The sequence below is a fragment of the Enterobacter sp. JBIWA008 genome, assembly GCF_019968765.1.
Classification (GTDB): Bacteria; Pseudomonadota; Gammaproteobacteria; order Enterobacterales; family Enterobacteriaceae; genus Enterobacter.
Window position 1 is genome coordinate 4,517,829 of sequence record NZ_CP074149.1, and the last position, 18,036, is coordinate 4,535,864.

16 protein-coding genes are annotated in these 18,036 nt (G+C 56.9%); 9 read left to right on the forward strand and 7 right to left on the reverse strand.

Translation table 11 applies throughout. The annotated features are described in order from the left end of the window. Positions 1–313 precede the first annotated feature (313 nt). Positions 314–976: an HAD family hydrolase gene (locus KGP24_RS21975; protein WP_111963721.1), complete on the forward strand. Its 663-nt coding sequence runs from the start codon at positions 314–316 to the stop codon at positions 974–976. A 59-nt stretch (positions 977–1,035) separates the two neighbouring features. On the opposite strand, the gene KGP24_RS21980 is transcribed toward KGP24_RS21975, so the two are convergent. After that, positions 1,036–2,061 (reverse strand): TerC/Alx family metal homeostasis membrane protein, encoded by a 1,026-nt coding sequence (locus KGP24_RS21980; RefSeq protein WP_223561787.1) that lies wholly within the window; start codon positions 2,059–2,061, stop codon positions 1,036–1,038. 69 nt (positions 2,062–2,130) lie between these two features. Next, positions 2,131–2,529 carry a potassium channel family protein gene (locus KGP24_RS21985; RefSeq protein WP_223561788.1) on the reverse strand — a complete coding sequence of 133 codons (399 nt, stop codon included), beginning with the start codon at positions 2,527–2,529 and terminating at the stop codon, positions 2,131–2,133. 314 nt (positions 2,530–2,843) lie between these two features. On the opposite strand from KGP24_RS21985, the gene KGP24_RS21990 reads away from it, so the two are divergent. Next, positions 2,844–4,178, forward strand: a complete 1,335-nt coding sequence (locus KGP24_RS21990) for an MFS transporter (protein ID WP_223561789.1) — start codon at positions 2,844–2,846, stop codon at positions 4,176–4,178. Between the two features lie 37 nt (positions 4,179–4,215). On the opposite strand, the gene KGP24_RS21995 is transcribed toward KGP24_RS21990, so the two are convergent. After that, on the reverse strand, positions 4,216–4,953 hold the full coding sequence (locus tag KGP24_RS21995; RefSeq protein ID WP_223563551.1) for an IclR family transcriptional regulator: 738 nt from the start codon (positions 4,951–4,953) through the stop codon (positions 4,216–4,218). Positions 4,954–5,122: 169 nt separating this feature from the next. On the opposite strand from KGP24_RS21995, the gene KGP24_RS22000 reads away from it, so the two are divergent. Continuing rightward, entirely contained in the window at positions 5,123–5,815 is a 693-nt protein-coding gene (locus KGP24_RS22000) for an RraA family protein (RefSeq protein ID WP_223561790.1), read from the forward strand. Further along, a complete protein-coding gene (locus KGP24_RS22005; RefSeq protein WP_223563552.1) occupies positions 5,815–6,753 on the forward strand; it encodes an NAD(P)-dependent oxidoreductase in 939 nt (312 codons plus the stop codon). The genes KGP24_RS22000 and KGP24_RS22005 overlap by 1 nt, the downstream gene beginning before the upstream one ends. A gap of 32 nt (positions 6,754–6,785) precedes the next feature. On the opposite strand, the gene KGP24_RS22010 is transcribed toward KGP24_RS22005, so the two are convergent. Then, complete coding sequence (locus KGP24_RS22010) at positions 6,786–7,982, reverse strand: NAD(P)/FAD-dependent oxidoreductase (RefSeq protein ID WP_223561791.1); 1,197 nt, start codon at positions 7,980–7,982, stop codon at positions 6,786–6,788. A gap of 228 nt (positions 7,983–8,210) precedes the next feature. Between KGP24_RS22010 and pitA the strand changes: the two genes are divergently transcribed. Further along, positions 8,211–9,710 carry an inorganic phosphate transporter PitA gene (pitA, locus tag KGP24_RS22015; RefSeq protein ID WP_223561792.1) on the forward strand — a complete coding sequence of 500 codons (1,500 nt, stop codon included), beginning with the start codon at positions 8,211–8,213 and terminating at the stop codon, positions 9,708–9,710. Between the two features lie 54 nt (positions 9,711–9,764). Here pitA and uspB read toward each other — a convergent pair whose 3' ends face one another. Then, positions 9,765–10,100 (reverse strand): universal stress protein UspB, encoded by a 336-nt coding sequence (gene uspB / locus KGP24_RS22020; RefSeq protein WP_003861224.1) that lies wholly within the window; start codon positions 10,098–10,100, stop codon positions 9,765–9,767. A 283-nt stretch (positions 10,101–10,383) separates the two neighbouring features. On the opposite strand from uspB, the gene uspA reads away from it, so the two are divergent. Continuing rightward, positions 10,384–10,821: a universal stress protein UspA gene (gene uspA / locus KGP24_RS22025; protein ID WP_003861223.1), complete on the forward strand. Its 438-nt coding sequence runs from the start codon at positions 10,384–10,386 to the stop codon at positions 10,819–10,821. Between the two features lie 96 nt (positions 10,822–10,917). Here the strand turns inward: uspA and rsmJ are convergent, their stop codons facing one another. Both rsmJ and prlC read right to left on the reverse strand, forming a co-directional pair. Next, positions 10,918–11,670 carry a 16S rRNA (guanine(1516)-N(2))-methyltransferase RsmJ gene (gene rsmJ / locus KGP24_RS22030; RefSeq protein ID WP_213788110.1) on the reverse strand — a complete coding sequence of 251 codons (753 nt, stop codon included), beginning with the start codon at positions 11,668–11,670 and terminating at the stop codon, positions 10,918–10,920. Between the two features lie 7 nt (positions 11,671–11,677). After that, positions 11,678–13,720, reverse strand: coding sequence for an oligopeptidase A (gene prlC, locus KGP24_RS22035; RefSeq protein WP_223561793.1), 2,043 nt, complete (start codon positions 13,718–13,720; stop codon positions 11,678–11,680). A gap of 213 nt (positions 13,721–13,933) precedes the next feature. On the opposite strand from prlC, the gene KGP24_RS22040 reads away from it, so the two are divergent. The 3 genes from KGP24_RS22040 (at position 13,934) to KGP24_RS22050 (ending at position 18,032) form a co-directional block, all read left to right on the forward strand. After that, positions 13,934–14,776: a 23S rRNA (adenine(2030)-N(6))-methyltransferase RlmJ gene (locus tag KGP24_RS22040; RefSeq protein ID WP_193805266.1), complete on the forward strand. Its 843-nt coding sequence runs from the start codon at positions 13,934–13,936 to the stop codon at positions 14,774–14,776. Between the two features lie 71 nt (positions 14,777–14,847). Then, complete coding sequence (gene gorA / locus KGP24_RS22045) at positions 14,848–16,200, forward strand: glutathione-disulfide reductase (protein WP_223561794.1); 1,353 nt, start codon at positions 14,848–14,850, stop codon at positions 16,198–16,200. Positions 16,201–16,382: 182 nt separating this feature from the next. Next, the gene (locus tag KGP24_RS22050; protein WP_223561795.1) at positions 16,383–18,032 is read left to right on the forward strand and encodes an alpha,alpha-trehalase; all 1,650 of its coding nucleotides are present in this window, start codon (positions 16,383–16,385) and stop codon (positions 18,030–18,032) included. Positions 18,033–18,036 lie beyond the last annotated feature (4 nt).

Below are 18,036 nucleotides of genomic sequence, written 5' to 3' on the forward strand. Positions count from 1 at the left end.
GGAAGTTGAAAACTCATTGCAGAAAACGAAGCAAAACTTAACGTGAGGATTGAAATAAGCGATCTAAGAGTCATATCAAGAAAGAAGTAGTGAGTGAGTTTTTCCTTACCTGTGGGGCCCAATGGTTCCCCGAAATATCTTGCGATGTGGCGATAATATAGGCAGTTCATTTTTTCACCAATCCTTATCGAGGCCAAAAATGGACTCACTTTGCGATCGCAAGATCGAGAAAAAAAGAGTGGTGATATAAAGACTGTCCAGCTAAAGCAGGTAAACTGATCCGCAGAATGTGTATTTCAGCTAAGACGTATTTATGACCAATATGATTGCCGACGAGACGGTGGCAAAGTCCAACGTGCTCTCTGTCTTTGACTTTGACGGGACATTAACGCACCACGACAGCTTTATCCCTTTCCTGCGTTTTGCCTTCGGTAAACGCTACTTCGCGGGCCGTCTGGTGCGCATGGCGCTGCCCACGCTCCACTGCGTGCGTCGCAAGCTGACGCGCGATGAGCTGAAGGAAGTGCTGATTAAAACGTTCCTGACGGGCGTGGATGAACACTGGCTGCGCCAGCAGGCGGAAGCCTTTTGCGAAAAATACTGGAACAAGCTGATGCGCCCCGAAGGGGTTCTGGCGGTAGCGGCTGAGGTGAATTCCGGTGCGGAAGTGACCATCTGTTCCGCGTCCCCGGCGCTGGTGCTCCAGCCGTGGGCTGACAAACTGGGCATTAAGCTGATTGGCACGCAGCTGGAAGTGAAAGACGGCAAGCTGACGGGGCGCATCACGGGCAATAACTGCCGCTGCGCCCAGAAGGTGGCAAGGCTGGAAAAAGTGTATGGCGATCTGAACGCCTATCACCTGCGCGCCTGGGGAGACACCCGCGGCGACCACGAGCTGCTGGCGGCGGCGCAGGATCCGCACTGGCGGCACTTCCATCACCCGCGCAAGCGCCGGAATTCACCGATTAAGGGTTAGGTGCGGTCTGTGCCCTCACCCCGGCCCTCTCCCACAGGGAGAGGGAGAAAAGCGGTACATCAGGCCTCACGTTTTCCCGGGAACACCACGCTCGCAATAATCCCCAGCGCCAGCACGCCTAATACCACAAACAGGCTGGCCGTAGCGCCAATGCTGTAACCGTGGTGCCAGAAGTGATCGGTGGCATTTAACCCCAGCTTGAACGCCACGAAGAACAGCAGCAGCACCACGGCTTTCTCGAGGTGCACCAGATACTGCTTCAGCGCTTCCAGCACGAAGTAAAGCGTACGCAGGCCGAGAATGGCGAACATCATGGCGCTGTAGATAATCAGCGGTTCACGGCTCACGGCAATAATGGCCGGCACGGAGTCAAACGCGAACATCACGTCAGAGAGCTCGACGACGGCCACGCAAAGCAACAGCGGCGTCGCATAGCGCTTCGCCTTTTTCACGCGGCCGACCATCACGTCCTGGTTTTCCGGCTTTTCCAGCTCCGCATCAACCTCTTTCTGCGTCAGAATAAAGGCATTGCTGCTGATTTTCGGCCAGACAGGATAGAAGCGTTTCACCAGGCGATAGGCGAGATGACCCGAGTAATCTTCCACTTCGTCACTCTCTTCATTGCGCCTGAGCATCATCACCGCCGTCCAGCCGACAACCAGCGCGAAGATCACCTCAACGTACGGCCCCAGGCTTAGCAGGCTGGTGCCGATAGCCACAAAGATACCGCGGAAGACAATCGCCCCCAGCACGCCCCAGTAGAGCACGCGGTGACGGTACTTATCCGGCACGCCGAACCAGGCGAAGATCGCCATCATCACGAACAGGTTATCGACGGAGAGCACCTCTTCCAGCGCATAGCCGGTGAGGAAAAGGCTCGCCATCTCGGCGCCGTGGTGAACATACAGGAATCCGGCGAAGGCCATCGCCATCATGACCCAGAAAATGGACCACATCGCCGCGCTTTTCAGCGAGACAGGTTTATCGTGACGGTGCATAAAGAGGTCGATAAACATCGCCCCAACGGCCATCACCACAAAGACAACAACGGTTTCCGTCGGGAAACCGAGATGAGCAGCAGACATACAAAAACACCATACAAACTGACATAAGCCAGTAACAGAAAAGGATGGTTACTTTAGCACACCCTTTGTCTAGCCGCTCATGCCCCGCAAACGCTGCAGCACCGCCACCAGCACCGCGACAGACCAGCCCACCATCAACGCGCCCACCAGCCCTTCCACTCCGCCGATGAGCCGCCAGTGCTGGGGTAACGTGACGTCGCCGTATCCCACGGTGGCGTAGCTGACCAGTGAAAAATAGAAGCTGGTGTTCCAGTCATTAAACGCGTCGATGACAAAATAAAACGCAGCAAACAGTCCGGCCTCAAGGAGGTGGGCGAAGATCATGGAGATCACGATACCGACGTTGCGTAACACGATGCGTACCGCAGAATCGACATCTAGTTTGATGAATTTTAAAACGCCAAACATCCACAGCGAATGGATCACCACGGTTAGGGTAAGCAAAATAATAATACTGAGTAGCTGCATGATGCGTGCTCGACCAAAGGGAATATGGCCCCGCTAGCGCGGCGGGGCATCTGGTCGAAGCTTAGTAGAAGGGAGATGAAAAGTTGGTGCAATAATTGCGTTACGTGATTATTTCTTTGCCAGCGCGTCCTGCTTGCGGCTGTTCAGCAGCCGTAAGCGATATCCGCAGCGCACTATCTGTGAGTCACCTCTTATTTACATCATTTAAACCTTCCATTAACTGGATAAAAAGAACGCGCCGTCGCTATAGTGGTTTTGTTTAATAAAACTAAGTTGTACCTAATAAAACAAAGAACAAACCCTGCGAGGACACAATGACAGAACATTTACGTAACGGCGCTACCGCCACCGAGGACATAGAAAGAGAGACGATGCGGAAGGTGATCTGGCGTATTCTCCCGTTTCTGATTGTCAGTTACCTGGTCTCCATTATCGATCGCGGGAATATCGGCATGGCTTCGCTGCAGATGAATGAGGACCTTGGCCTCAGCAAAGCGGCGTTTGGCTTCGCCAGCAGTCTTTATTTCGTGGCCTATTTTTTGTTTGAAGTACCCAGCAACCTGGCCATGCAGAAAGTCGGCGCCCGGCTGTGGATCCCGCGCATTATGATCAGCTGGGGCATCGTCTCCATGTGTATGTCCCTGGTGCAGAACACCACGTCGCTCTATATCGTCCGTTTTCTTCTCGGTGCTGCAGAGGCGGGCTTCTTCCCGGGCGTCGTGCTGTATCTGACCTGGTGGATCCCGTCCCGCTACCGCGCACGCATTATTGCGTCCTTTATGGTCGCCATCCCGCTCGCTAACTTTATCGGCTCCCCGCTTTCCGGGTTGATACTGTCGCTGGATGGCTGGCTGGGTCTTCGGGGCTGGCATCTGCTGTTCATTATTGAAGGATTGCCGGCGGTGCTGCTGGGTATTGCAGCCTGGTTTATTCTCCGGGATCGCCCTCATCAGGCGAGCTGGCTTAGCAGAGAACAGAAACAATGGCTGGAAACCACGCTGGAAACCGAGCGTAGCCAGCAAAAGAACATTGGACACCAGACCACGTGGCAGTTGCTGAAGCATCGTCAGATCTGGCTGATGGCGCTGATTTACGCGGGTGCATCGTCCGCGGGCACCACCATCAGCGTCTGGTCTCCTCAACTGCTGAAATCCTTCCATCTCGATAATCTTGAGACAGGTCTGCTTAACGCTATTCCTTACGGTCTGGCATCTGTTCTCATGATTGTATGGGGACGGAATTCCGATCGCACCAACGAACGCCGCTGGCATACCGCACTAACGCTATTCATGATTGCCGCAGGCGTGTTCGCCGCCTTTGTAAGCGTCTCGCTGTCTGCCACGATCGTTATCCTCAGCATTATGCTGATAGGCGCTTATTCAATGAAAGGGCCTTTCTGGGCGCTGGCGTCCGGTTGGATGAGCAGTACCTCAGCTGCGGCGGGACTCGCCGCGATTGGCGCCATCGCAAACCTGATAGGCGGGGCGGTGATGGTAAACGCGTACGGCATTATCAATGAGCGGACGGGTAGCTACACGCTGGCTATGCTTCCGCTGGCCGCGCTGTGCGTGGCCGGGGGTATCGCAGTGCTCATTATGGGCCGACAGGCCCGCAGCGCTGGGCTACACGAAAAACAGGTCACGCATTAGTGATGACAGAAGCGGGACACGTGTCCCGCTTCTGCCTTTAAAGATTTTCTTCCGCCGCGTCGCTCGTTTCACCAAAGAACTGCTGACAGAAGAGCTTACTGGCTCCCATTTTCTGCGACAGGCGGCTGGCCGCCGCCTTCATCAACTGGCCTATCTCCTTCTCACGGCGATCTTCCGTCAACCGTGAAATGGGGCCGGTCAGGGCTAATGCCGCAACCAGCTTGTCGTGAACGCCGAAGACGGGCATCGCAAACGCAGCGGTGTGGGGATCGCGTGCGCCTGACGTGTAGAAAGGGAGTTCAGCTTCTCCCTCCGGCAGGCTCTCATTGAGCCCCCAATGGCGTAATACCTTACTGATGGCCGAATTATCGAGCGGGAACTGGCTGCCGGGAAGATTGCTGTGTCGCAGGCCATGCGACGCTTCAGCGCGAAACAGGCAAAGGCGCTGCCCGCCCTCCAGCACATACCAGCTGGCACTCTCCTGAGACGCCAGGGATAGCGCCTGAAGCTCGGGCTGAACCACCCGGGAAAGATGGAAAGATTGTTCATACAGCTTGCCGAGGTAAAGCAGACGTGGGCCCAGCGCATAATTGCCGTCTTCATGCCTGACGACGTAATTCATCCGTTCAAGAGAATTCATCAAGCGGTAAACCGTGGTTTTGTGATAACCCGACAGCTGTGCCAGCGCGGTCAGCGTCAGGCTCTCATCCCCAGGACGGAAGCAATCCAGTAAAGCCAGCGCTTTTTCAACCGCTACAACGCCTTCATTCCCCATCATTATCTCCTTGTTAGCCCGGCAGTGAGTGTACCTCAAATTTTGTGAGTCACTTCGTGTTTACATCACAAACGCCACCTCGGGTCTGGCTAAAAGGAAAGCAACACCGCTATAGTTGTTTTGTTCTGTACACCTGCATTGTACTAAGTAAAACAATATGGAGGCATTTATGTCCGTTACTGAAAAAAAACCGATTAATCGCCATTTCGAGCGCGTTTCTGCCGAGGACGTTCGTCGGGCTGCCGAGTATCAGGCAGCTATTCTGGCCGACGTGGCCGGTCGCCGCGGTACGCTTCATGGCCGCATCAAACCGCTGGCCCCACACATGTCGGTTGCGGGTCCAGCCATCACCGTTGAAGTCCGTCCGGGTGATAATCTGGCGATTCATGCCGCGATGGCGGTGGCGCAGCCCGGCGATGTCCTGATCGTCGATGGCCAAGGCGACCTGAGCTGCGCGCTGCTTGGCGAAATCATGGCCACTCAGGCTCAGGCGAGCGGCATTGCGGGCATCATTATTGACGGCGCTGTACGTGACGCCGATTCCCTGAGCAAAGGTCACTATCCCGTCTTTTCTGCCGGCCTGAATCCCTGCGGCCCGACAAAGTTAATTTCTGGCCGGGTTAATCATCCCATTTCAGTCGCCGGGGCGACGGTTCAGGCCGGGGATCTGGTTGTCGCGGATATCGACGGCGTGGTCGTCATCCCGCGCGATGAGGTTCAGGAGGTTATCGCTCTGGCAAAAGAAAAGCTGGAGATGGAGACCCGGCGTCTTGCCGCCATCCGTGAAGGCGATTTACGTCCACACTGGCTTGATGACGCGCTTCGTAAGGCAGGTATGCTGACCGACGGGGAGACGCTGTGATGGGAGGCAAAGACGTAGTTCTGGTTACCGGAAGCGACCTGGCCGAGCAGGCCATGGTGATGTTGCAGGGCTTTGAGGTGGTGTTTGCGGGCCGCCAGCCGACAGAAGATGACCTGATCGCGCTGTGTGAACGACACAATCCCGTGGCGATTCTGGTTCGTTACGGCCGGATCACCGCGAAAGTCATGGATGCCGCCCCGGCTCTGCAGGTTATTTCCAAGCACGGAAGCGGAATCGATGTGATAGACCAAGAGGCAGCGGCCGAGCGCAATATCGCCGTCCGCGCTGCGCCAGGCGCAAACGCAGCGGCAGTGGCTGAACATACCTGGGCGCTGATCCTCGCCTGCGCAAAGTCCGTGGTGCCTCTGGACAAGCGGCTGCGAGACGGGCACTGGGATAAGGCGACGCATAAATCCATTGAACTGGAGGGATTAACGCTGGGGCTAATCGGGTTGGGTGCTATCGGCTCGCGCGTGGCAAATATTGGTCACGCTTTCGGCATGAAGGTGCTGGCTTACGATCCCTATGCTAAGTCCATGCCTGCCCTGTGCGAACGCGCAGAGACGCTGACCGGACTGCTTTCCCGTTCCGATGTCATCTCTTTGCACTGTCCGCTGACCGATGAGAATCGGGGGATGATCGATAGCGAGACGCTCGCACACTGCAAGCGGAACGCCATTCTGGTCAATACGGCACGCGGCGGACTGATCCACAGTGAATCGTTACTGGCAGCGCTCCGGGATGGCACGCTGCACAGCGCAGCGCTGGACAGCTTTCCCCACGAGCCGCTGACGGCGCCGCACCTCTGGCAGTCCGTAGAAAACGTGGTCATTTCACCGCATATTGGCGGCGTTACCGCAGCGTCATATATCAGGATGGGGACCGTGGCCGCGAGCAATATTCTGGCCGTGACGGACGTCACCACCGTCAGCTCGTAAAGCCAACCGCGACGAGTGGCAGTGCTCTTATGTCACTTGTCTTCTGCCAGCGCCTGCGCGCAGGCCCAGGCACTTGCCCATGCCCACTGGAAGTTATACCCGCCGAGCCAGCCGGTCACATCCATCACTTCGCCAATAAAATAGAGCCCCGGCACGTTGCGCGCTTCCATGGTGCGGGACGAGAGCTCATTCGTATCGACCCCGCCCAGCGTGACCTCTGCCGTACGGTAGCCTTCGGTGCCGTTTGGCTGAACGCGCCAGTTTGTCAGGGTTTCCACCAGCACCTCCTGCTCGCGGCTGTTAAGCTGCTTCAGCGACACGTCGGGGATCTGCCCCAGCGCCTGCAAACATTCCACCAGACGTTTTGGCAGCTGCATTGCCAGGGTGTTTTTCAGGCTTTGATTCGGGTGCGCGGTACGCTGCTCGTTAAGGAACGCGTCGGGATCGCAGTCCGGGAGCAGGTTAACCGTGACGAATTCTCCCGGCTGCCAGTAGCTGGAGATTTGCAGTACCGCCGGGCCGGAGAGGCCGCGATGGGTAAAGAGCAGATTTTCACGGAACACCGTGCCGTCTTCGGCGGTAATGACGGAGGGAACGGACACGCCAGACAGCGTCTGAAGCTGTTCCAGAAGCGGTTTATGCAGCGTAAACGGCACCAGCCCGGCGCGCGTGGGCAAGACTTTCAGGCCAAACTGTTCGGCAATCTTATAGCCGAACGGGGAAGCGCCCAGCCCCGGCATGGACAGGCCGCCGCTGGCGATCACCAGGCTGTCCGCGCTGACGGTTTCACCGTTCAGCTGCAGCGTGTAGCCCTGGTCGTCGCGGGCGACCTCCAGCACTTCCGTGCGCAGGCGCATGACGACGCCGCCCTTCTCGCACTCGGTTACCAGCATATCGACAATCTGCTGCGCGGAGTCGTCGCAGAAAAGCTGTCCCAGCGTCTTTTCATGCCACGCGATGCCGTGCTTACCCACGAGATCGATAAAATCCCATTGGGTGTAGCGCGCGAGCGCAGATTTACAAAAATGACGGTTTTGGCTCAAATAGGCTGCGGGTTCAACATACAGATTAGTAAAGTTGCAGCGCCCGCCGCCGGACATCAGGATCTTACGGCCGGGCTTTTTACCGTTATCCAGCAGCAGCACGCGACGACCCGCCTGTCCGGCCATTGCCGCACAAAACATACCCGCCGCACCGGCGCCAATTACCACGGCATCAAACCTTTCCACGTCAAAACCCTCTTTGTTAACTGCCGCGGATTGTAAAGTTTCCTCTGTGGTCACACCAGCGTAAAAAGATATTACAAAGCCATTCCATTGAAATTTAAAGAATATCCTTTCTGGTGCTTTTCTCAAATCAGGTGGTATGTCAAAAAAAGTCTATATTTCACTTTGCCCGCCGCGCATTTGTCCTGGATAATGCGCCGCGTTCATGTCCTCAAAATGGCGTAACGTCCTATGCTACATTTGTTTGCCGGCCTGGATTTACATACCGGGCTTTTATTATTGCTTGCTCTGGTTTTTGTACTGTTTTACGAAGCGATCAACGGCTTCCACGACACTGCAAACGCAGTAGCGACGGTTATCTACACTCGCGCAATGCGATCGCAACTTGCGGTTGTCATGGCGGCGGTATTTAACTTTTTTGGTGTCCTCCTGGGCGGACTGAGCGTTGCGTATGCCATTGTGCATATGCTGCCAACGGATCTGCTGCTTAACGTTAGTTCTGGCCATGGCCTCGCTATGGTGTTCTCAATGCTGCTTGCTGCAATTATCTGGAACCTCGGTACCTGGTATTTTGGCCTGCCTGCATCCAGCTCTCACACCCTTATCGGCGCGATTATCGGTATCGGGCTAACCAACGCCCTGATGACCGGGACATCGGTTGTTGATGCGCTGAACCTGCCTAAAGTATTGGGCATTTTCGGCTCGCTCATCATCTCCCCTATCGTGGGTCTGGTGGTGGCGGGCGGGTTGATTTTTATCCTGCGTCGCTACTGGAGCAACACGAAAAAACGTGCGCGTATCCACCTGACGCCAGCAGAACGTGAGAAGAAAGACGGCAAGAAAAAGCCGCCGTTCTGGACACGTATCGCCCTGATCATTTCCGCTATCGGCGTGGCCTTCTCTCACGGCGCGAACGACGGGCAGAAAGGCATTGGTCTGGTGATGCTGGTTCTGATCGGCGTCGCACCTGCAGGCTTCGTGGTCAACATGAACGCCTCCGGCTACGAAATCACCCGTACCCGTGATGCGGTCAACAACGTTGAAACCTATTTCCAGCAACATCCTGACCTGCTGAAAAAAGCGACCGGCGTTGATCAGTTGATCCCATCTCCGGAAGCAGGTGCGACTACCGCACCCGGTGAGTTCCACTGCCATCCGGCTAATGCGATTAACGCGCTGGAACGTGCCAAAGCCATGCTGGGCGATATCGAAAGCTATGACAAACTGGCCGTTGAACAGCGTGGTCAGCTGCGTCGTATCATGCTCTGCATCTCTGACGTAACCGATAAAGTCGCGAAGCTGCCAGAGGTGAATGGTGACGACAAACGTCTGCTGAAGAAACTGAAAGGCGATATGCTCAATACCATCGAGTACGCGCCAATCTGGATCATCATGGCCGTCGCGCTGGCGCTCGGTATCGGTACGATGATTGGCTGGCGTCGTGTGGCGACCACCATCGGCGAGAAGATCGGTAAGAAAGGCATGACCTATGCGCAGGGTATGTCCGCGCAGATGACGGCGGCAGTGTCTATCGGTCTGGCGAGCTACACCGGTATGCCGGTATCCACTACCCACGTACTTTCTTCGTCCGTGGCAGGTACCATGATTGTTGACGGTGGCGGTCTGCAGCGCAAAACCGTGACCAACATTCTGATGGCCTGGGTGTTCACCCTTCCGGCCTCTATCCTGCTGTCTGGCGGTTTGTACTGGATTTCGCTGAAGCTGATTTAATCGGTTGAAGGCGACAAAAAAGCGGGTCAGGAAACTGACCCGCTTTTTTTATGCTCAGTGCCAAATCATCAATGCAATCATACTGACTACGACCAGCCCGCACAGGGCGCTGGTCAAAATGAACTGACGACGCAGGCGCTCGCAGCGACGAATAAACTCTTCATCGTGATGATCGCGGTAGCGCTGGTAATAGATGTATCCCACCAGACGCATCTGCTTGCTGGGCTGTCCATGCGAGGTGAAGAACCCTCCACCGTCCACATACTGATAAAGCAACGGATCGCAACCACGAAGTACTACTAACAGCGCACGTAACGATGAGAAGTAGCGCGCCATATTCACTATGCAAACCACGCATAACGCCCAAAACAATGCGACGGTGCTAATCATACATCCTCCCCGGCGTACGCCCACGAAGCAAGGCTCCTGAGCTACCGCACCCCAATGCCCTGACAGACAGTTCAGTGAAAGAATGACCAAAAGTCGATCCGGTTCGCGTTTTAATATCCGAACGGTTCATTTAATAGTGTAGGAGATCCGTTAATTTTTTTGCCACAAGGTTAATCGTTATCAACACCAAAGCTTGAAAAATATGTTTAACTGGGCCGTAATGAAAGTATCAGACGACGGCATTCTCATTTAGTCATCGATAACTTAAGGAAGGAGTAACACTATGGCTTACAAACACATTCTCATCGCGGTTGACCTCTCTCCGGAGAGTAAAGTGCTGGTTGATAAAGCGGTATCCATGGCACGTCCCTACAACGCGAAAGTTTCCCTGATTCACGTTGACGTGAATTACTCCGACCTCTACACCGGTCTGATCGACGTGAATCTTGGCGATATGCAAAAACGCATCTCCGAAGAGACTCACCATGCCCTGAGCGAACTCTCCACCAACGCGGGCTATCCGATTACCGAAACCCTGAGCGGCAGCGGCGATCTGGGCCAGGTGCTGGTCGATGCGATCAAGAAATACGATATGGACCTGGTGGTTTGCGGTCACCATCAGGACTTCTGGAGCAAGCTGATGTCTTCAGCGCGCCAGCTGATTAACACCGTTCACGTGGATATGCTGATCGTTCCACTGCGTGATGAAGAAGACGAGTAAGTGCATTAAATCACCCTCACCCTAACCCTCTCCCAAAGGAAGAGGGGATAGATCGAGTACATAGGCCGGGTAAGGCGAAGCCGCCACCCGGCTTTTTTATTCCGGCGTACCCGGATAAATATCAAACCGGTGCCCTTTCGTGGTCACCGCGTTAGTGGTCGCAACGTCCGCCAGCGGCGGTGCATAGTCAGGACGCTTCACCACCACCCTCTTCGTCGCTAGCTGGCGAGCGGGCTCCAGCAGCCCATCCGCGTCCAGATCCGGCCCCACCAGCGACTGAAATACCCGCATCTCTTTCTTCACCAGCGCGCTTTTCTGCTTATGTGGAAACATGGGGTCAAGATAGACCACCTGCGGACGGGGGGTGATATCGGTCAGCGCCGTCAGGCTGGAGGCGTGGATCAGCTGCAAACGTTCCTGCAGCCAGGGGCCGATTTCCGGGTCCGCGTAGCCTCGCGCCAGCCCGTCGTCGAGCAGGGCCGCCACCACCGGATTACGTTCCAGCATCCGCACCCGACAGCCGACAGACGCCAGCACAAACGCATCGCGCCCCAGCCCCGCCGTAGCATCGACCACGTCCGGCAGATAGCTTCCTTTAATGCCGACCGCTTTAGCCACCGCTTCGCCGCGACCGCCGCCGAACTTGCGCCGGTGCGCCATCGCGCCGCCGACAAAGTCGACGAAAATCCCGCCGAGCTTCGGTTCGTCGCGCTTGCGTAATTCGAGATGTTCCGGCGTCATCACCAGTGCCATCAGGTTTTCTTCATCGTGCTCCAGCCCCCAGCGGGCCGCCAGAACAGATAAGGCGCCGTCTCCGGCGCCTGTTTCATCCACTAAGCAGATCTTCACGTAACAATCAGCCTTTGATCCCGTAATGCTCAAGCATCGCATCCAGCTGCGGCTCGCGGCCACGGAAGCGTTTGAACAGCACCATTGGCTCTTCAGACCCGCCGCGGGTCAGGATGTTATCGAGGAAAGACTGGCCGGTTTCGCGGTTGAAGATCCCCTCTTCTTCGAAGCGAGAGAAGGCATCCGCCGCCAGCACGTCGGCCCACAGGTAGCTGTAGTAACCCGCCGCGTAGCCGCCTGCAAAAATATGGCTGAAGGCGTGCGGGAAGCGGCCCCAGGTTGGCCCAGGAATAACGGCAACCTGCTTTTTAATCTCGGCCAGGGTTTCAAGGATTTTCGCGCCCTGCTCCGGACTAAACTCGGCGTGCAGGCGGAAGTCGAACAGGCCGAACTCCAGCTGACGCAGGATGAACATCGCCGCCTGGTAGTTTTTCGCCGCCAGCATTTTATCCAGTAGTTCCTTCGGCAGCGGCTCGCCGGTCTCATAGTGACCGGAGATAAACGCCAGCGCGTCCGGCTCCCAGCACCAGTTTTCCATAAACTGGCTTGGCAGCTCGACAGCATCCCACGGCACGCCGCTGATACCGGCCACGCCTGCGGTTTCGATGCGGGTCAGCATGTGGTGCAGACCGTGACCGAACTCGTGGAACAGGGTAATCACTTCGTCGTGGGTGAACAGCGCCGGTTTGCCGCTTACCGGACGGTTGAAGTTACAGGTCAGGTAGGCGACCGGCTTCTGCAGAGAACCGTCGGCTTTACGCATCTGGCCCACGCAGTCGTCCATCCACGCCCCGCCGCGCTTGTTCTCACGCGCGTAGAGATCGAGGTAGAAGCTGCCGCGCAGTTCGTTTTTCTCGTCATACAGCTCGAAGAAGCGCACGTCCGAGTGCCAGACGTCGATATCGGTACGCTCTTTGGCGGTGATGCCATAGATGCGTTTTACCACTTCGAACAGGCCGTTTACGGCTTTGTTTTCCGGGAAGTACGGGCGCAGCTGCTCGTCGCTAATGCTGTAGAGGTGCTGCTTCTGTTTTTCGCTGTAGTACGCGATATCCCACGGCTGCAGCTCGTCCACGCCGAACTCCGCTTTCGCGAAGGCGCGCAGCTGGGCCAGCTCTTTCTCACCCTGCGGACGGGCGCGTTTCGCCAGATCCGTCAGGAAGTCGAGCACCTGCTGCGGGTTTTCCGCCATTTTGGTGGCGAGGGATTTATCGGCGTAGTTTTCGAAGCCCAGCAGCTGCGCCAGCTCGTGACGCAGGGCGAGGATCTCCGCCATTACCGGGCTGTTGTCCCACTTACCGGCGTTCGGCCCCTGATCGGAGGCGCGGGTGCTGTACGCGCGGTACATCTCTTCGCGCAGGGCCTGGTTGTCGCAGTAGGTCATCACCGGCAGATAGCTCGGGATATCCAGCGTCAACAGGAAGCCTTCCTGCTCTTTCGCCTCGGCCTGGGCTTTTGCCGCCGCCAGCGCGCTTTCCGGCATACCCGCAAGCTCCGCTTCGTCGGTAATCAGCTTCGTCCAGCCCATTGTGGCGTCGAGTACGTTGTTGCTGTACTGGTTGCCCAGCTCGGACAGACGCGCGGCGATTTCACCGTAGCGGGTCTGTTTCTCTTTTGGCAGGCCAATCCCGGACAGCTCAAAATCACGCAGGGCGTTATCGACCGATTTTTTCTGCGCCGTGTTCAGTTCGGCATAATGGTCGCCATCGCGCAGGTCGCGGTAGGCTTTGTACAGCCCTTCGTGCTGCCCAACCCAGGTGCTGTACTCCGAGAGCAGCGGCAGGGTTTGCTCGTAGGCTTCGCGCAGTTCCGGGCTGTTTTTTACCGAGTTCAGGTGGCTCACCGGGGAGAAGATACGCCCCAGCACGTCGTCCACTTCGGCCAGCGGCTGACACAGATTTTCCCAGGTGTACGGCGCGCCCTGCGCTACCACGCTTTCTACCGCCGCGCGGCAGTTGTCCAGCGATTGCGTAACGGCTGGAACCACATGCTCGGGGAGGATTTTAGAAAACGGCGGCAACGAAAAAGGCGTCAGTAATGGATTGGTCATAAACGCTGTCCTGTTGAAATAGGTGAATGAAGCGCGCATCCGGCGCTGTGCATATGCGATCTAGAATGGGGTTAAGTGTAGAGGATTTCAATGCCGGACGTTGCGCTTTCGCGGCCGTGGAAACTTTTCTGTATACTGTGGCGATACGCTCTATTTTTGCCCGATGGCGCTAAGCTATCGGGCCTACGTTTACTACCTGGAACACATTCATCCATGCTCAGTTATCGCCACAGCTTCCACGCAGGCAACCACGCCGACGTCCTTAAACACACCGTTCAGAGCCTGATCATCGAATCGCTCAAAGAGAAAGAGAAGCCGTTTCTCTATCTGGACACGCACGCGGGCGCGGGCCGTTATCAGCTGAGCGGAGAGCATGCCGAGCGTACCGGTGAATATCTGGAAGGGATTGCCCGCATCTGGCAGAAGGACGACCTGCCTGCCGAGCTGGAGCCGTACATCGGCGTGGTGAACCACTTCAACCGCAACGGCCAGCTGCGCTACTACCCGGGCTCACCGCTGATTGCACGCCAGCTGCTGCGCGAGCAGGACAGCCTCCAGCTGACCGAGCTGCATCCGAGCGACTTCCCGCTGCTACGTTCTGAATTCCAGAAAGACAGCCGCGCCCGCGTGGAAAAAGCCGACGGTTACCAGCAGCTGAAAGCCAAGCTGCCGCCGGTTTCCCGTCGCGGCCTGGTGCTGATCGACCCGCCGTACGAAATTAAAACCGACTATCAGGCGGTGGTAACCGGCATCCACGAAGGCTACAAACGTTTTGCCACCGGCACTTACGCCCTGTGGTATCCGGTGGTGCTGCGCGCGCAAATCAAGCGCATGATCAAAGACCTCGAAGCCACCGGCATCCGCAAAATTCTGCAGATCGAGCTGGCGGTACGTCCTGACAGCGACCAGCGCGGCATGACCGCCTCGGGCATGATCGTCATTAACCCGCCATGGAAGCTCGAAGCGCAGATGAACAACGTGCTGCCGTGGCTGCACAAAACGCTGGTGCCCGCCGGTACAGGCCACGCCACCGTCAGTTGGATCGTGCCGGAGTAATCGCAGCCATCGGTGGAAACTATTGATTTCAGGTATACAATCGCGGCAATTCACGATTAAGGATAACAGCTATGACTAAGCATTATGACTACATCGCCATCGGCGGCGGCAGCGGCGGCATCGCCTCCATCAACCGCGCGGCCATGTACGGCCAGAAGTGCGCGCTGATTGAAGCGAAAGCGCTGGGCGGCACCTGCGTGAACGTAGGTTGTGTACCGAAGAAGGTTATGTGGCATGCGGCGCAGATCCGTGAAGCTATCCATATGTATGGCCCGGACTACGGCTTTGACACCACCATCAACCACTTCGACTGGGACAAACTGATCGCCAGCCGTACCGCCTACATCGACCGTATTCACACCTCATACGACAACGTGCTGGGTAAAAATAACGTCGACGTTATCCACGGTTTCGCCCGCTTTGTGGACGCGAAAACGATCGAAGTGAACGGCGAGACGATCACCGCCGATCACATCCTGATCGCCACCGGCGGCCGTCCGAGCCACCCGAATATCCCGGGCGTGGAATACGGCATCGACTCCGATGGTTTCTTCGAGCTGCCTGCCCTGCCAAAACGCGTTGCCGTTGTTGGCGCGGGTTACATCGCGGTAGAGCTGGCCGGCGTGATTAACGGCCTGGGGGCGGAAACGCACCTGTTCGTGCGTAAACACGCGCCGTTGCGCAGCTTTGACCCGCTGATCGTCGACACGCTGGTTGAAGTGATGAACGCCGAAGGCCCGACCCTGCACACCAACGCCGTGCCAAAAGCGGTCGTCAAAAATGCAGACGGCAGCCTGACCCTGGAGCTGGAAGATGGCCGCAGCCAGACCGTCGATTGCCTGATCTGGGCGATTGGCCGTGAACCGGCGAACGATAACTTCAACCTGGGCGTGACCGGCGTGAAAACCGACGAAAAAGGCTATATCGTCGTCGATAAATTCCAGAACACCAGCGTACCGGGCATTTATGCGGTCGGCGACAATACCGGTGCGGTTGAGCTGACGCCGGTGGCCGTTGCGGCGGGCCGTCGTCTCTCCGAGCGCCTGTTTAACAACAAGCCGGACGAGCATCTGGACTACAGCAATATTCCAACCGTGGTCTTCAGCCACCCGCCAATCGGCACCGTCGGCTTAACCGAGCCGCAGGCGCGCGAGCAGTATGGCGACGACCTGGTGAAAGTGTATAAATCGGCCTTCACCGCGATGTACACCGCCGTCACCTCTCACCGCCAGCCGTGCCGCATGAAGCTGGTCTGCGTAGGCCCGGAAGAGAAGATTGTCGGCATCCACGGCATCGGCTTCGGCATGGACGAGATCCTGCAGGGCTTTGCGGTGGCGCTGAAGATGGGCGCAACGAAGAAAGACTTCGACAACACCGTGGCGATCCACCCGACTGCGGCCGAAGAATTTGTGACCATGCGTTAATCCTGATGCCCCTCCCCGGAGGGGCATTTTTTTTAACATTCATAAATCGTTGCAAAACGAATGCTCCGAAAATAGTGATCTACCGCACATATCCCTCCCCATCTACCGAAGCGAATGTCTACGCTTATAAGACGCCCGGATAAACCTGTCTTTTGAACACACAACCGGAGGTCCCTATCACCATGTTCAACCAGAAACTACAGGCTACCGAGAACATCGAGTTCGAGATTGCAGAAGAGCTGCGCTACGAGACCGATCCCTGCGAGTTGAAACTGGATGAAATGATTGAGGCGGAGCCGGAACCCGAAATGATCGAGGGGCTACCCGCCTCCGATGCGTTGACGCCCGCAGACCGCTATCTTGAACTTTTCGAGCACGTGCAGTCGACACGGCTGTTTGCGGACAGTAAAACCTTTCCCGACTGCGCGCCGAAGATGGATCCGCTGGATATCCTGATCCGCTACCGCAAGGTCAGACGCCACCGGGATTTCGACCTGCGCCAGTTTGTGGAAAACCACTTCTGGATGCCAGAAACGTACGGCACAGAATATGTCTCCGACCCGGGGCTCTCCCTGAAAGAGCACATTGATAACCTTTGGCCGGTGCTGACGCGCGAGCCGCAGGATCATATTCCCTGGTCTTCCCTGCTGGCGCTGCCGCAGGCCTATATCGTCCCCGGCGGGCGATTCAGCGAGACCTACTACTGGGATTCCTATTTCTCCATGCTGGGGCTGGCGGAGAGCGGTCGTAACGATCTGCTCAAATGCATGGCGGACAACTTCGCCTGGCTGATTGAACGCTACGGGCATATCCCCAACGGCAACCGCACCTATTATCTCAGCCGCTCGCAGCCGCCGGTTTTTGCGCTGATGGTGGAGCTGTTCGAGGAGGACGGCGTTCGCGGTGCGAAACGCTATCTGGACCACCTCAAAATGGAGTACGCCTTCTGGATGGACGGCGCGGAGTCGCTGCTGCTTAACCAGGCCTACCGCAGCGCCGTACGCATGCCGGACGGTTCACTGCTCAACCGCTACTGGGACGACCGAGATACCCCGCGCGACGAATCGTGGGTTGAGGACGTGGAAACCGCCCGCCACTCGGGTCGTCCGCCCAATGAGGTTTATCGCGACCTGCGCGCGGGTGCAGCATCCGGCTGGGATTATTCGTCCCGCTGGCTGCGCGATCCGTCGCGGCTCGCCAGCATCCGCACGACGCAGTTTATTCCTATCGATCTGAACGCCTTCCTGTTCAAGCTGGAAAGTGCTATCGCCAACATCTCGGCGTCGAAAGGGGATAAAGAGACGGCAGAGGAATTCCGCCAGAAAGCCAACGATCGACGCGCGGCGGTGAACCGCTATCTGTGGGACGAGGAGAGCGGCTGTTACCGCGATTACGACTGGCGACGCGAAGAGCTGGCGCTGTTTTCTGCCGCCAGCATCGTGCCGCTGTACGTTGGCATGGCGACGCATGAGCAGGCAGAACGTTTGTCGGATGCGGTTAAGGCTCGTCTGCTGACGCCGGGCGGAATTCTGGCGACCGAGTACGAAACCGGCGAGCAGTGGGATAAACCCAACGGCTGGGCGCCACTGCAGTGGATGGCGATTCAGGGGTTCAAGCAGTACGGCAACGACTCGCTTGGCGATGAGATCGCCTGGAGCTGGCTGCATACGGTGAACCATTTTTATAAGACGCATCATAAGCTGATTGAGAAGTACCACATTTCCAGCAGCACGCCGCGAGAAGGTGGCGGTGGTGAGTATCCTTTGCAGGATGGTTTCGGCTGGACGAACGGCGTGGTGCGGCGGCTGATTGGGTTGTATGGGGAACCTTAAGTGG

Coding starts and splice junctions, on each gene's coding strand:
- KGP24_RS21975 (WP_111963721.1), top strand. CDS start 314: ATGACCAATATGATTGCCGACGAGACGGTGGCAAAGTCCAACGTGCTC.
- KGP24_RS21980 (WP_223561787.1), bottom strand. CDS start 2,061: ATGTCTGCTGCTCATCTCGGTTTCCCGACGGAAACCGTTGTTGTCTTT.
- KGP24_RS21985 (WP_223561788.1), bottom strand. CDS start 2,529: ATGCAGCTACTCAGTATTATTATTTTGCTTACCCTAACCGTGGTGATC.
- KGP24_RS21990 (WP_223561789.1), top strand. CDS start 2,844: ATGACAGAACATTTACGTAACGGCGCTACCGCCACCGAGGACATAGAA.
- KGP24_RS21995 (WP_223563551.1), bottom strand. CDS start 4,953: ATGGGGAATGAAGGCGTTGTAGCGGTTGAAAAAGCGCTGGCTTTACTG.
- KGP24_RS22000 (WP_223561790.1), top strand. CDS start 5,123: ATGTCCGTTACTGAAAAAAAACCGATTAATCGCCATTTCGAGCGCGTT.
- KGP24_RS22005 (WP_223563552.1), top strand. CDS start 5,815: ATGGGAGGCAAAGACGTAGTTCTGGTTACCGGAAGCGACCTGGCCGAG.
- pitA (WP_223561792.1), top strand. CDS start 8,211: ATGCTACATTTGTTTGCCGGCCTGGATTTACATACCGGGCTTTTATTA.
- uspB (WP_003861224.1), bottom strand. CDS start 10,100: ATGATTAGCACCGTCGCATTGTTTTGGGCGTTATGCGTGGTTTGCATA.
- uspA (WP_003861223.1), top strand. CDS start 10,384: ATGGCTTACAAACACATTCTCATCGCGGTTGACCTCTCTCCGGAGAGT.
- prlC (WP_223561793.1), bottom strand. CDS start 13,720: ATGACCAATCCATTACTGACGCCTTTTTCGTTGCCGCCGTTTTCTAAA.
- KGP24_RS22040 (WP_193805266.1), top strand. CDS start 13,934: ATGCTCAGTTATCGCCACAGCTTCCACGCAGGCAACCACGCCGACGTC.
- gorA (WP_223561794.1), top strand. CDS start 14,848: ATGACTAAGCATTATGACTACATCGCCATCGGCGGCGGCAGCGGCGGC.
- KGP24_RS22050 (WP_223561795.1), top strand. CDS start 16,383: ATGTTCAACCAGAAACTACAGGCTACCGAGAACATCGAGTTCGAGATT.